Here is a 13115-nt window from a genome sequence, read left to right as displayed (position 1 = left end):
CGGCCGACCGGGCCTCGCCCGATCGGCCGTAGACTCCCCAGGTGACCGCCACCGCAACCACCGCAGACGAGTCGGAGCGTCTCAGGACGCCGCAGGAGTCCGCCTCGCGCGCCTCCCGTCTTCTTCGCCGCCTCGCCCGCCCGCTCACCGCGGCGCTGGCCGGGGTGCTGCTCTATGTGAGCTTTCCGCCCCGCGGGTTGTGGTGGCTGGCGGTGCCCGCCTTCGCCGCACTCGCCTGGTGTCTGCGCGGACGCCACTGGAAGGCCGGGCTCGGGCTCGGCTATCTCTTCGGGCTCGGCTTCCTGCTGCCGCTTCTGGTGTGGACCGGCGTCGAGGTGGGCCCCGTGCCGTGGCTGGCGCTGGCCGCGATCGAGGCCCTGTACATCGGCTTCGCGAGCGCGGGCATCGCGGTCGTCTCACGGCTGCCCGGCGCACCCCTCTGGTCGGCGGGCCTGTGGATCACCGCCGAGGCGGTACGTGCCCGGGTCCCCTTCGGCGGCTTCCCCTGGGGCAAGATCGCCTTCGGCCAGGCCGACGGTGTCTTCCTGCCGCTGGCGGCGCTGGGCGGCACCCCGGTACTCGGGTTCGCGGTCGTGCTCACCGGCTTCGGCCTGTTCGAGACCGCGCGCACCCTCGCCGCCCTGCGCGGTGCCGGAGGACTGCGCCGAGGCGCCGCCGCGATAGGCATCGGCGCCCTCGTGCTGCCGCTGCTCGCCGCGTTCGGCTCCCGCTCACTGGTCAGCGACGAGGCGGAGGACGGCACCCGCACGGTCGCCCTGATCCAGGGCAACGTGCCCCGCTCCGGTCTCGACTTCAACGCCCAGCGACGGGCCGTACTCGACTACCACGCACGCGAGACCGAGCGACTGGCCGCCAGGGTCGGCCGCGGCGAGGTGGCGCGCCCCGATCTCGTCCTGTGGCCCGAGAACTCCTCCGACATCGACCCCTTCCTCAACGGCGACGCCCGTACGGTGATCACCCGCGCGGTCAAGGCCATCGGTGCCCCGGTCTCCATCGGCGCGGTCGTCGAGGACGGGGACCGGCTCTACAACCAGCAGGTCCTGTGGGACCCGCGCAAGGGCCCCGTCGACACGTACAACAAGCGGCAGATCCAGCCCTTCGGCGAGTTCATCCCGCTGCGCCCGCTGATCAGCGTCTTCAGCTCGGACGTCGACATGGTCCGGCAGGACTTCAGCCGCGGCTCCCGTCCCGGTGTCTTCACCATGGACGGCGCCCGGGTCGGCATCGCCACCTGCTACGAGGCCGCCTTCGACTGGGCCGTGCGGGACACGGTCACGGGCGGTGCCCAGCTCCTGTCCGTACCCAGCAACAACGCGACCTTCGGCCGCAGCGAGATGACCTACCAGCAGCTCGCGATGTCACGGGTGCGCGCCGTCGAGCACAGCCGCTCCGTGGTCGTTCCGGTCACCAGCGGTGTGAGCGCCGTGATCATGCCGGACGGCAGGATCGTGGAGCGGACCAAGATGTTCACGCCCGACTCCCTGGTCGAGGAGGTGCCGCTGCGCTCCTCGAAGACCCCGGCGACCCGGCTCGGCACGCTGCCCGAGGCGCTCCTGGTCCTGCTCGGTGTCGGCGGGCTCGGCTGGGCGGTGGCTCCTGCCGTGCGGCGCAGGGTGGCGCGGGGCCGTACCGACACGGACACGGCGGCTGGCTAGGGTTTCCGGCATGGCTATCCCTGAGTTCATCAGCACGATCCGGGCCAGCGCGGGCCATCAGCTCCTGTGGCTGCCCGGGGTGACCGCCATCGTCTTCGACGACGAGGACCGGGTGCTGCTCGGGCGCCGTGCCGACAACGGCAAGTGGTCGGTCATCGGCGGCATCCCCGACCCCGGAGAGCAGCCCGCCGCCTGTGCGGTGCGCGAGGTCTACGAGGAGACGGCCGTGCACTGTGTGCCGGAGCGGATCGTCCTGGTCCAGGCGCTGGAGCCGGTCACGTACGACAACGCGGACGTCTGTCAGTTCATGGACATCACCTTCCGCTGCCGTGCGGTGGGCGGCGAGGCCAGGGTCAACGACGACGAGTCGCTCGAGGTGGCCTGGTTCGCGCTGGACGCGCTGCCGGAGCTGCACGAGTTCGGGCTGCAGCGGATCAAGCAGGCCCTGGTCGACGAGCCCGCCTGGTTCGAGCCCGTGCTTCCGGGGAACGAGCCGGGATGCGCCGCACCGGTCCCCGGTGTTGGCTGAAGGCCGGACCGGACAGACTCACAGACTCACACAGACCCAGAGAGACCCGGACGGCCACGGGCGACGCGGCGACGCGGCCCGGCCGTGGCCGCCCTGAGTGGCGACGAAGGGACCCGCGATGAGCGGCACCGCCGGAATCGACGGAGGCAACGAGACGTACGGCAGGAAGCCCTTCAAGCGGTCGCGCAGTCACTTCGGCGACCGCATCACCGCCGACGGGCGGGACGGCTGGCCGGTGGAGGCCGGGCGCTACCGGCTCGTCGTGAGCCGCGCCTGCCCGTGGGCGAGCCGGGCCCTGGTCTCGCGGCGCCTGCTGGGCCTGGAAGGGGTGCTGTCCCTCGCGGTCACCGACCCGATCCAGGACGACCGCAGCTGGCGCTTCACCCTCGATCCCGGCGGCCGTGATCCGGTACTCGGCATCCGGTACCTGCACGAGGCGTACGACGCCAGGGAATCGGACTATCCCGGCGGCGTGAGCGTCCCCGCGATCGTCGACGTGCCGAGCGGCAGGCTGGTCACCAACGACTTCCAGCGGATCACCCTCGACCTGGCCACCGAGTGGAGTGCCCTGCACCGCGAGGGCGCGCCCGATCTGTACCCGCAGGCGCTGCGCGAGGAGATCGACGAGGTCGCGGAGTACGTCTACCGGGACGTCAACAACGGTGTGTACCGCGCGGGTTTCGCCCATGACCAGGAGACCTACGAGCAGGCCTGCCGGACGCTGTTCGACCGCCTGGACTGGCTCTCGCGGCGGCTCGCGGACCGTCGCTACCTGGTGGGGGACACCGTCACCGAGGCGGACATCCGGCTGTTCACCACGCTGGTGCGGTTCGACGCGGTCTACCACGGACACTTCAAGTGCAATCTGCGCAAGCTCGCCGAGGACCCGGTGCTCTGGGCCTACGTACGCGACCTCTACCAGACCCCGGGCTTCGGCGACACCGTCGACTTCGACCACATCAAGCGGCACTACTACCAGGTGCACACCGGCATCAACCCGACCGGCATCGTGCCGCTCGGACCCGAGCTCGGTGGCTGGCTGACCCCGCACCACCGCGAGCAGTTGGGCGGGAGCCCCTTCGGTGACGGGACACCGCCGCCGCCCGTGCCGGAGGCGGAGCGGGTGCCCGTACAGGGACGGCCGTAGGCTCGGGCGGCCGCAGGGCGGGGCAGCAGTCGGGCGCGCCACGCGCCCGCCCTGCGACCCAACTGCCGTCGCCCACAGCTCAGTTGACGCGCCGCTCGCGGCCCTGCCAGTACGGCTCGCGCAGTTTGAACTTCTGCAGCTTGCCGGTCGCGGTGCGGGCGAGTTCGGTGCGGAACTCCACGGTGGTGGGGGACTTGTAGCCCGCGAGGTTCGTCTTGCAGTGGGCGATCAGATCCGCCTCACTGGCCTCGGCTCCCTCGGCGAGTACGACGAGCGCCTTGATCGTCTCGCCCCACTTCTCGTCGGGTACCCCGATCACCGCCACCTCGGCCACCGCCGGGTGGCTGAACAGCACGTCCTCGACCTCGATCGAGGAGACGTTCTCACCGCCGGTGATGATGACGTCCTTCTGCCGGTCGCTGATCGAGAGGTAGCCCTCCTCGTCGATGCTGCCGCCGTCGCCGGTGTGGAACCAGCCGTCCTCCAGCGCGTCGGCGGTGGCCTCCGGCTGCTCCCAGTAGCCCTCCAGGACGACGTTGGAGCGGGCGAGAATCTCCTCCTGCGGGGAGATCTCCAGGCTGACGCCGAGTGCCGGGGTGCCCGCGCGGACCAACTTGCCCGCCCGCTCCTGCGGGTCGAGGTCGTCCCATTCGGCGCGGGTGCGGTTGATGGTGAGCAGCGGGGAGGTCTCGGTCAGACCGTAGATCTGGATGAACTCCCAGCCCAGTTCGGCCTCGACGCGTGCGACCGTGCGGGTGGGCGGCGGCGCTCCGGCGACGATGATCCGGACGCGGTCACGGCCCGGGATCTCGCCCTCCCAGGACTGGGCCGCCGACAGGACGGCGTTGACCACGGCGGGGGCGGCGCACATGACGGTCACGCCGTGCTCGGCGACCCGGCGCAGGATCTCGGCGCCGTCGACCTTGCGCAGCACGATCTGCGGTACGCCGAGGGCGGACATGGCGAAGGGCATGCCCCAGCCGTTGGCGTGGAACATCGGCAGCGTGTGCAGGTACACGTCGCGGTCGCTGACGCCCGCGTGCAGGGCGAAGGTGAGCGCGTTGATCCAAATGTTGCGGTGGGTGATCTGAACGCCCTTGGGGCGGGCGGTGGTTCCGCTGGTGTAGTTGATGGTCGCCGTGGCGTTCTCCTCGTGCGTCCACGGCTCGGGCTCGGTGTCGAAGCGGTACAGCTCCGCGTCCGACTCCTCGCCGATCACGAAGCGGTGCCGGGCGCCGACCTTGGCCAGCCGCTCGTCCATCTCCGGGTCCACGAGCAGGACTTCGGCGCCGGAGTGCTCGACGATGTAGCGCACCTCGCCCTCGGTGAGGCGGAAGTTGACCGGTACCAGGACCCGGCCGTGACCGCTCACCCCGAAGAAGGAGGTGAGCAGGCGGGCGCTGTTGGGGGAGACCACGGCCACCCGGGCGCCGTGCGGGACGCCGAGGGCGTCCAGGCCCGCGGCCTGGGCCCGGGCGAGTTCGCCGATACGGCGGTAGCTCAGCCCTTCCCAGGGCGTGGCAGGTTGGACGGGCTCGTCCACCGCGCCCACCCGGTCGCCGTAGACCGTGGTGGCGCGGGCGAGGAAGTCACTGACGGCGAAGGGGACGATCATCGGGGCTCCCGGATCTCGGCTGGCCGGTTCGATGGCCGAGTCTGCCGTAAGTGATCGTTCTTCGCTGCCCCTTCGGCGCCGGTCGGCCCGCCCGTTCCGTATCGCGGACGGCGCCGACGCGGCGGCGGGCGTTGCCGCAGCGTGGAGCGGTGCCGGGGCGGGAACAGACGGTGGCCCGGTTTGTTGGCAGAAGAGGGCGGGTTCGGGTTGGCTGAGGGGGGGGGCGGGCGTGAGGCAGGGCAGCGGAAACCAGGGCCGCGCTCCGAGCGGGTCCGAGGTGCGAGGGTGCAGGACGCGATGGGGCGGGACGCGAGGGGACGCGGGGCGATGGGACAGGACGGGACCGGACAGTGAGTGAGACGCGGGAGCGGGACGAACGAGTGGACGCGGAGACGATCGGCGCCGAGCGGCCGCACCCCCTGGACAACCCCGCCCACTGGGCGCTGAGCGGGCCGCAGTCGCACCTGGCCATGGCCCGGGGCCGCGTACGGCGCTTTCCGCTGGAGGTGTCGCCCTGGTCGGCCGTCCCGGGCGAGCCGGAGGCGGCGGACTGGGCCGACCTGGCCCGGCTGACCGGGGGCGGGAACACCGCTCTGTTGCTCACCCTGACCCGGCCGCCCGCGGGCTGGGAGATCCTCTTCGACGCGCCCGGCGTCCAGATGACCGCCGAGGATCTGGCCGGGCAGGCCGATCCCGAGGCGCGGGAGATGGGCGCCGAGGACGTCCCGGAGATCCTCGAACTCGTCGAGCGGACCCGGCCCGGCCCGTTCCTGAAGCGGACCGTGGAACTCGGCACGTATCTCGGCATCCGCCGCGAGGGGCGGCTCGTCGCGCTGGCGGGGGAGCGGCTGCGGCCCGGCGGCTGGAGCGAGATCAGCGCGGTCTGTACCGATCCGGACTTCCGGGGCGAGGGTCTCGCGGCCCGCCTCATGCGGGCGGTGGCGCACCGGATGCGCGAGCGCGGTGAGGCGCCCTTCCTGCACGCCGCCGCCGACAACACCTCCGCGATCAGGCTGTACGAGTCGCTCGGCTTCCGGCTGCGGCGTCCCGTCCACTTCCTTGCCGTACGGGTTCCGGAGCACGGCGCGTAGCTTCTCTTCGCCCGGATGAGCCCGGCGTGGAAGTGGCGCGTCTCTCAGTCTTGTGCAACTAGTTGCACAAGGCCGTTTCGCTGTCCTACAACAGAGAGGACGAGAACTCCGACGGAGGGCCCCATGAACCGATACCCGCACCTGCTCGAACCGCTCGACCTGGGCTTCACCACGCTGCCGAACCGCGTGATCATGGGCTCGATGCACGTCGGTCTCGAGGAGGCCGAGCGAGGCTTCGAGCGGATGGCGGAGTTCTACGCGGCCCGCGCGCGCGGCGGCGTGGGCCTCATCGTCACCGGCGGCATCGCCCCGAACGAGGAGGGGCGCCCGTGGGCGGGCGGCGCCAAGCTGACCAACGACGAGGAAGTCGCCCAGCACCGCCTGATCACCGAGGCCGTGCACCGCGAGGGCGGCCGTATCGCCATGCAGATCCTGCACTTCGGCCGGTACGCCTACCACGAGGACCTCGTCGCGCCGAGCGCGATCCAGGCTCCGATCAGCCCCTTCCCGCCGCACGCCCTCACCGACGAACAGGTCGAGCAGACCATCGAGGACTTCGCGCGCGCGGCCGAGCTCGCCAAGGCGGCGGGCTACGACGGCGTCGAGGTCATGGGCTCCGAGGGCTACCTCATCAACGAGTTCATCGCCGCCGCGACCAACCACCGCGAGGACCGCTGGGGCGGCTCGTACGAGAACCGGATGCGCTTCCCGGTGGAGATCGTCCGGCGGGTGCGCGAGCGCGTCGGTACGGACTTCGTGATCATCTACCGGCTCTCGATGCTGGACCTGGTCCCGGGCGGCTCGACCTTCGAGGAGGTCCGCACCCTGGCCCGCGCCGTGGAGGCCGCCGGGGCGAGCATCATCAACACCGGAATCGGCTGGCACGAGGCCCGTATCCCGACCATCGCGACCTCCGTGCCGCGCGGCGCGTACGCCTGGGTGACCAAGAAGCTGATGGGCGAGGTCTCCGTGCCCCTCGTCGCCGTCAACCGCATCAACACCCCGGAAATCGCCGAGCAGTTGCTCGCCGACGGCACCTCCGACATGGTCTCGCTGGCCCGTCCGCTGCTCGCCGACCCGGACTTCGTCGCCAAGGCCGAGGCCCAGCAGCCGGAGAGCATCAACACCTGCATCGGATGCAACCAGGCCTGCCTCGACCACACCTTCAACCTGCAGATCACCTCCTGCCTGGTGAACCCGCGCGCCTGCCACGAGACCGAACTGGTCCTCTCCCCGACCCGGCTGCGCAAGCGCGTCGCCGTCGTCGGCGCGGGCCCGGCCGGTCTGGCCTGCGCGGTCTCCGCCGCCGAGCGCGGGCACGAGGTCACCCTGTACGACGCCGCCACCGAGGTCGGCGGCCAGCTCAACATCGCCCGCAAGGTGCCAGGCAAGCAGGAGTTCGACGAGACCCTGCGCTACTTCCGCCACCAGCTGGAGACGTTCGGCGTGGACGTCCGCCTGGGCAGCCCGGTCACCACGGAGAAGCTGCTGACCGAGTCGTACGACGAGGTCGTGGTCGCCACCGGTGTCAGCCCCCGTACGCCGGAGATCCCCGGTGTGGACCACCCGAGCGTCGTCGGCTACCTCGACGTGCTGCGCGACGGGGCGCACGTCGGTGAGCGGGTCGCGATCCTCGGCGCCGGCGGTATCGGCTTCGACGTGGCCGAGTTCCTCACCGACGAAGGGGACGGGGCCAGCGAGGACCCGGAGGTCTTCTTCCGGCACTGGGGCGTGGACATGGAGTACCGGGCGGGCGGCGGCCTCGGCGCGCCCGAGCGGCCCAAGCCGCCGCGCTCGGTCCACCTGCTCCAGCGCAAGACCTCCAAGGTGGGCGCGGGCCTCGGCAAGACCACCGGCTGGATCCACCGCCTCGAACTGCGCCACCGCGGTGTGAACATGGTCGCCGGTGTCGCCTACGAGCGCATCGACGACGAGGGCGTGCACATCTCGGTCGACGGGCGCAGCGAGGTCCTCGCCGTGGACACCGTGGTCCTGTGCACCGGCCAGGAACCCCGCCGCGACCTCTACGAGGAGCTGCGCGCCGCCGGAGTCGAGGCACACCTCATCGGCGGCGCCGACGTGGCCGCCGAACTGGACGCCAAGCGCGCCATCAAGCAGGGCACCGAAGTGGCCGCCACCCTGTGAGCACCGTGCCCCGGCGGCAGCGCGCCGCCGGGGCACGGTCCGGCCGCCCGGCACGACTCCGCCGCCCGGTCCGCACCCGTCTTAGGATTCCCGCATGTCCCTCCCGCACGCGATCCTCATCGCCCTGCTCGAAAAGCCCTCCTCGGGACTCGAACTGACCCGCCGGTTCGACAAGTCGATCGGGTACTTCTGGCAGGCCACGCACCAGCAGATCTATCGCGAGCTGGGAAAACTCGAACGCCAGGGCCACATCAGGGCCATTGAGCCCGCCCAGCCCGCGCAGGGCCAGCGCAAGGAGTACGAGGTGCTCCCGGCCGGGCGTGAGGAACTGCGGCGCTGGACCGCCGAGTCGGACGAACCCAGGCGCCCCCGCGACCCGCTGATGCTGCGTCTGCGCGCCGCGGGCGTCCTGGGCACCGAGGGCGTGGCGGACGAACTGCGCCGCCATCTCGCCCTGCACCAGCGGCAGTTGGCGGACTACGAGGAGATCGAGAAGCGCGACGTCGCCCGCAGCAAGGACACCGAACGGGACCGGATGCAACGTCTCGTACTGCGCGGCGGCATCATGATGGAGACCTTCTGGGTCGAGTGGCTCGCCGAGGCGCTCCGCGAGTTCCCCGGCACCGAGGCAGCGGAGACCGAGCCGGGGACCGAGCAGTCCTCGGACACCGCTCCGCGCCTGTCCGAGGACGACACCGCCTGAGGGCTGAGCCGACCGTGCCGCCGGATCACCTCTCTCAGAGCGGCCGCCGCCCGCCCGTACGGCGCCGCAGCTGCCAGGCACCGACCCCCGCCGCGAGGGCGACCAGGGCCGAGCCGCCCGCCAGTGTGAGGGTGCCGATGTCGGTACGGGAGCCGCCGACCCCGCCCCGTACGCCCCGGGAGGCCGAGGAACTCGGGGTGGGGCTCGGGCTCGGGCTGCGCCGCGGCGTCGAGGTGGCCGAGATGGTGGCCGGCGAGGTCGGCTGGGCGTTCGGCTGCGCGTTGGGAGCCGACATCGAACGCGCCGACCCCGCCACCCTCACCGAGCGCGCACCCGGCGAGGAACCGTCCCGGCACAGCACACTCACCGTGTACGCCCCCGGCTCCAGACCGGACCAGGTGGCCGACCGGGCCGGGGCGGGACCGGTCAGCGGCAGCGTGTGCCCCTGCACCGGATTCGCACGGCCGGTGGCGAGGAGCTTCGCGATCCCGCCGCGCGCACAGGCGGTGGTACGGGCCTCGACGGTGTCGCCGTGCGCCGTGACCGTGAACTCCGGTGCCGCGTGGGCGACTTGAGCCCCCGCGACAAGGGGCAGCACGGTCGCCGGTACAAGGGCGAGGGGCAGGCGAAGGCGGGTGGCGCGCATGGGGTCCTCCGACCGCACGGTCGGCGGTACGCCGGGTGTTCCGCCAGAACATGGGGGGCTTCCGTGCTGTCCGTTCCGAGCCAAGGCGCCCGCGGGCCACTCCGCATGCGGGCGCGGGCCGGGCAGGTGACGAGTCCTCCGTACGGCGCACCCCGCCCCGCGCCCGGTCAGACCTTGCGGTAGGCGTACGCGTCGGCGGCGGCCGCGAGCACCTCGTCCATTCCCGCCCCGGTGGCCGCGGTCGCCAGTGCCGCCACCGCGCCCTCGACGAAGGGGGCGTCCACCAGTCGTGTCCCGTCCGGGAGTTCGTCCCCCTCGGCGAGCAGGGCCTTCACGGTGAGGACGGCGCTGCCGAGATCGGCCAGCACCGCGACGCCCGCGCCGCGGTCCGCCGCGGCCGCCGCGGCCGTGATGCGCTCCGCGCTCGTACCCAGGGAGCCGTCCGGTCCGCCACCCGCCGCGGCGAGCGGGACCTCGGAGCCCGGCGAGAGGCCCCGGGCCAGCTCGGCGACCGCCTCGGCGAGAGCGGCACTGTGCGAGACGAGAACGAGGCCGACCGGTCCGTCGGCGGGCTTCCCGGTCGGTTCAGACATCGCTGCCGTCCTTTGCCGGGGCGGTCGTGTCCGTCGCGGTGTCCGCCGTGTCCGCGAGAGCGGCGATCAGCAGCGCCGAGGAGGCGGCGCCCGGATCCTCGTGACCGACGCTGCGCTCACCGAGGTAACTCGCCCTGCCCTTGCGGGCCCGCAGCGGGATGGTGTCGCGGGAGCCCTGCTCGGCCGCCGCGCGCGCCGCCTCGAAGGAGACGGCCAGTGCCTCGACGGCCGGGAGCAGGGCGTCCAGCATGGTCTTGTCCCCGGCCGCCGCGCCGCCCAGGGTGCTCACGGCCTGAACCCCCGTGCCCAGCGCCCCGGCCAGGTCCTCGCGCGACACCTCCGGGGCGTCGCCGAGCGCCTTGCCCGTACGCCGCAGCAAGGTCCCGTACAGCGGGCCCGAGGCCCCGCCGACGGTGGAGATGAGCTTGCCGCCGCACAGGACCAGCACCGCGCCCGGGGTCTTCGGGTCCTGCGCGTCGAGGGCCGTGACGACGGCCGCGAAGCCGCGTTGCAGATTGTTGCCGTGGTCGGCGTCGCCGATCGGCGAGTCGAGTTCGGTCAGCCGGTCCGCCTCGCGGGTGACCACGGCGGCGGCTTCGGCCATCCAGCGCCGGAAGAATGCGGCATCGAGCACGGGCTCTCCGTAGTGTCCTGCGGCCCCCGGGGGCCGGTGATGGCTGAGGTGCGTTTCCCAGTCTGTCGCCGGGGACAGCGCACGTCCCGCGGTTCGGCCGTTCCGGGCGGGTCCCCCCCAGACGCGGCGGGCGGCCGGGCACTCGGGCCACAGGGCCGCGGTGGGCCCGGCCCCGGCTCAGACTCCCCAGCGCAGCGCCGGAGTACGCACCGGCGCGTCCCACAGCCGCAGCAGCTCCTCGTCGATCTCGCACAGGGTGACCGAGACCCCGGCCATGTCGAGCGAGGTCACGTAGTTGCCGACCAGGGTCCGGGCCACCGTGACCTTGCGCTCGCCGAGGACCCGGGCGACCTCGGCGTGGAATCCGTACAACTCGATCAGCGGGGTGGCGCCCATGCCGTTGACGAGCACCAAGACCGGATTACGGGGCTGAAGGTCGGTCAGGACGCTGTCCAGTACGTAGTCGGCGATCTCGCGGGAGGTCATCATGGGGCGCCGCTCCCGGCCGGGCTCGCCGTGGATGCCGATGCCGAGTTCCAGTTCGCCCGCGGGCAGGTCGAAGGTGGGGCTGCCCTTGGCCGGGGTGCTGCACGCGCTGAGCGCGACACCGAAGGTCCGCGCACGTTCGTTGACCCGGTGCCCGATCGCCGCGACCTGGTCGAGCGGCATGCCCTCGTCCGCCGCCGCCCCCGCGATCTTGTGCACGAACAGGGTGGCCCCGGTTCCGCGCCGCCCCGCCGTGTACGTACTGTCCTGCACCGCCACGTCGTCGTTGACGAGCACCTTGGCGATCTGCACGCCCTCGTCCTCGGCGAGTTCGGCGGCCATGTCGAAGTTCAGGACGTCGCCCGTGTAGTTCTTCACCACGAAGAGGACGCCCGCGCCACTGTCCACGGCCGCCGCGGCACGCACCATCTGGTCGGGCACCGGCGAGGTGAACACCTCACCCGGACAGGCCGCCGAGAGCATGCCGGGCCCGACGAACCCGCCGTGCAGCGGCTCGTGCCCCGAGCCGCCGCCGGAGACCAGGGCCACCTTGCCCTCCACCGGGGCGTCACGCCTGACGACCACGCGGTTCTCGACGTCGACGGTCAGCTCGGGGTGGGCCGCGGCCAGACCGCGCAGGGCGTCCGGGACGACGGTCTCGGGGACGTTGATGAGCATCTTCATGGGTACCTCCTGGGGGGCGTAGCAGGCCAGTCGCAGATCTGTGTCTTTGCTGGTCGGAGGGGGTGTGGGCGGTTGGTGATCTCGGCGGTTCGCGGCGGTCCGTGGCGGCTCGAAGGAGGTTCTGGCGGTGTTGATGCCGACTGGGTGCTGACTTCGGTGACGGGTCGTCAGGTTGGGTTGCCTCGGCCGAGGTGTTGCTGTTGGCAGTATCGGACTTGCGGCAGCGAATATCACGTGCGCGAACGGCAGGCGCGTCTCCGTCCCGAAGCACACCACCTCTCTCACTGTCGGTGAGCGACGACGGTTTCCCGGGCCTCAAGAGGCGTTCGTGGCGGGGGAGTTCGGTGGTACGGGACTGGTCCGTGGTGCCGCGGGGTAGAGCGGGAGGGAGTACTGACCGAAGAGAGATCTTCCGGGCACCTGCCGGTGGCGGGGGAATTCCTGCCGCGATATGTGTCATGGACTGGACAGATGCACGCCCCTGGGGTGCGTCAAGGAGAAGGGCGCCGCGCCGTGAACAGATCTGACTTCCGTGGCTTCGTCCGCGCCGGTATCGCGCTCGGGGCCGTGCTGGCCTCGACCGCGCTGGCCACGACGGCAGCAGCGGCCGTGCCGGGCGGCGACGCCGGGCAGGGCCGGGCATCCGCCGCTCGGCAGGGCGTCGAACGGGGCTGCGCCGTCGTGTACTTCGACCTCGGCGAGACCCTGGTGCACTCGGCCGAGGACGGGAGCATCGGCTACCGCCCCGGCGCCGCCGCCTACCTGCGTGAACTGCGCGAACGCCGGATCCCGGTGGGGCTGATCACCAATGTGCCGTCCGCCTGGGGCGAGACCGACGCCGAGCGCGCGGCGGCGCTCAAGAAGGAGATCGACTCCGCCTGGACGGGCTCCGAGCCCTTCGCCTGGGGCGACTTCGGGGACCGGATCCTCACCCCGCGCACCGAGGAGGAGCGCAAGCCGGCGCCGGTGCTCTGGGAGCGCGCCAAGGCCGGGGCGGGCGGCTGCCGCCTCGTGTACCAGGCCGAGACCGCCGAGGAGGTGGACGTCGCCGCCTCGCTGGGCTACGTCGCCTACCTGATCGGGCAGCCCTCCCGCCCCGACTACCTCCCGGCCCGGCTGATCGAACTCCTCGCCCACCTGCCGCGCTGATCCAACGAGCCCGCAGC

General features: G+C 72.2%; 12 protein-coding genes. 7 read left to right on the top strand and 5 right to left on the bottom strand.

Features of this window, described 5'->3' with window-relative positions; translation table 11 throughout:
• The first annotated feature begins 41 nt into the window (after nt 1-41).
• The 3 genes from lnt (at nt 42) to HUT18_RS01155 (ending at nt 3352) form a co-directional block, all read left to right on the top strand.
• Entirely contained in the window at nt 42-1676 is a 1635-nt protein-coding gene (gene lnt, locus HUT18_RS01165; protein WP_176096963.1) for an apolipoprotein N-acyltransferase, read from the top strand.
• Between the two features lie 10 nt (nt 1677-1686).
• A complete protein-coding gene (locus tag HUT18_RS01160; protein WP_176096962.1) occupies nt 1687-2205 on the top strand; it encodes an NUDIX domain-containing protein in 519 nt (172 codons plus the stop codon).
• A gap of 118 nt (nt 2206-2323) precedes the next feature.
• Nucleotides 2324-3352 (top strand): glutathione S-transferase family protein, encoded by a 1029-nt coding sequence (locus HUT18_RS01155; RefSeq protein ID WP_176096960.1) that lies wholly within the window; start codon nt 2324-2326, stop codon nt 3350-3352.
• Between the two features lie 79 nt (nt 3353-3431).
• On the opposite strand, the gene HUT18_RS01150 is transcribed toward HUT18_RS01155, so the two are convergent.
• Nucleotides 3432-4967, bottom strand: coding sequence for an AMP-binding protein (locus HUT18_RS01150; RefSeq protein WP_176096958.1), 1536 nt, complete (start codon nt 4965-4967; stop codon nt 3432-3434).
• Between the two features lie 395 nt (nt 4968-5362).
• Here HUT18_RS01150 and HUT18_RS01145 point away from each other — a divergent pair, with 395 nt between their 5' ends.
• From HUT18_RS01145 to HUT18_RS01135, 3 genes are all read left to right on the top strand, one after another.
• Nucleotides 5363-6058: a GNAT family N-acetyltransferase gene (locus HUT18_RS01145; RefSeq protein WP_254878919.1), complete on the top strand. Its 696-nt coding sequence runs from the start codon at nt 5363-5365 to the stop codon at nt 6056-6058.
• Between the two features lie 123 nt (nt 6059-6181).
• Nucleotides 6182-8203 (top strand): NADPH-dependent 2,4-dienoyl-CoA reductase, encoded by a 2022-nt coding sequence (locus HUT18_RS01140; RefSeq protein WP_176096956.1) that lies wholly within the window; start codon nt 6182-6184, stop codon nt 8201-8203.
• 94 nt (nt 8204-8297) lie between these two features.
• On the top strand, nt 8298-8906 hold the full coding sequence (locus HUT18_RS01135) for a PadR family transcriptional regulator (RefSeq protein WP_176096955.1): 609 nt from the start codon (nt 8298-8300) through the stop codon (nt 8904-8906).
• A 34-nt stretch (nt 8907-8940) separates the two neighbouring features.
• On the opposite strand, the gene HUT18_RS01130 is transcribed toward HUT18_RS01135, so the two are convergent.
• The 4 genes from HUT18_RS01130 to dhaK form a co-directional block, all read right to left on the bottom strand.
• Nucleotides 8941-9552: a hypothetical protein gene (locus tag HUT18_RS01130; protein WP_254878374.1), complete on the bottom strand. Its 612-nt coding sequence runs from the start codon at nt 9550-9552 to the stop codon at nt 8941-8943.
• 167 nt (nt 9553-9719) lie between these two features.
• The gene (locus HUT18_RS01125) at nt 9720-10145 is read right to left on the bottom strand and encodes a PTS-dependent dihydroxyacetone kinase phosphotransferase subunit DhaM (RefSeq protein WP_176096953.1); all 426 of its coding nucleotides are present in this window, start codon (nt 10143-10145) and stop codon (nt 9720-9722) included.
• Nucleotides 10138-10779 (bottom strand): dihydroxyacetone kinase subunit DhaL, encoded by a 642-nt coding sequence (dhaL, locus tag HUT18_RS01120; RefSeq protein ID WP_176096951.1) that lies wholly within the window; start codon nt 10777-10779, stop codon nt 10138-10140. The genes HUT18_RS01125 and dhaL overlap by 8 nt, the downstream gene beginning before the upstream one ends.
• Nucleotides 10780-10956: 177 nt before the next feature.
• Nucleotides 10957-11949: a dihydroxyacetone kinase subunit DhaK gene (gene dhaK / locus HUT18_RS01115; RefSeq protein ID WP_176096949.1), complete on the bottom strand. Its 993-nt coding sequence runs from the start codon at nt 11947-11949 to the stop codon at nt 10957-10959.
• 513 nt (nt 11950-12462) lie between these two features.
• Here dhaK and HUT18_RS01110 point away from each other — a divergent pair.
• On the top strand, nt 12463-13098 hold the full coding sequence (locus tag HUT18_RS01110; RefSeq protein WP_176096947.1) for a hypothetical protein: 636 nt from the start codon (nt 12463-12465) through the stop codon (nt 13096-13098).
• Nucleotides 13099-13115 lie beyond the last annotated feature (17 nt).

Source organism: Streptomyces sp. NA04227 (assembly GCF_013364195.1).
Classification (GTDB): domain Bacteria; phylum Actinomycetota; class Actinomycetes; order Streptomycetales; family Streptomycetaceae; genus Streptomyces.
Note: the sequence above shows the minus strand (reverse complement) of the source record. Positions and strands in the feature narration are given on the sequence as shown.

What these genes read in the sequence shown, in the direction of transcription:
- HUT18_RS01160 (WP_176096962.1), top strand. Translation starts at nt 1,687, where the DNA reads ATGGCTATCCCTGAGTTCATCAGCACGATCCGGGCCAGCGCGGGCCAT.
- HUT18_RS01155 (WP_176096960.1), top strand. Translation starts at nt 2,324, where the DNA reads ATGAGCGGCACCGCCGGAATCGACGGAGGCAACGAGACGTACGGCAGG.
- HUT18_RS01150 (WP_176096958.1), bottom strand. Translation starts at nt 4,967, where the DNA reads ATGATCGTCCCCTTCGCCGTCAGTGACTTCCTCGCCCGCGCCACCACG.
- HUT18_RS01140 (WP_176096956.1), top strand. Translation starts at nt 6,182, where the DNA reads ATGAACCGATACCCGCACCTGCTCGAACCGCTCGACCTGGGCTTCACC.
- HUT18_RS01135 (WP_176096955.1), top strand. Translation starts at nt 8,298, where the DNA reads ATGTCCCTCCCGCACGCGATCCTCATCGCCCTGCTCGAAAAGCCCTCC.
- HUT18_RS01130 (WP_254878374.1), bottom strand. Translation starts at nt 9,552, where the DNA reads ATGCGCGCCACCCGCCTTCGCCTGCCCCTCGCCCTTGTACCGGCGACC.
- HUT18_RS01125 (WP_176096953.1), bottom strand. Translation starts at nt 10,145, where the DNA reads ATGTCTGAACCGACCGGGAAGCCCGCCGACGGACCGGTCGGCCTCGTT.
- dhaK (WP_176096949.1), bottom strand. Translation starts at nt 11,949, where the DNA reads ATGAAGATGCTCATCAACGTCCCCGAGACCGTCGTCCCGGACGCCCTG.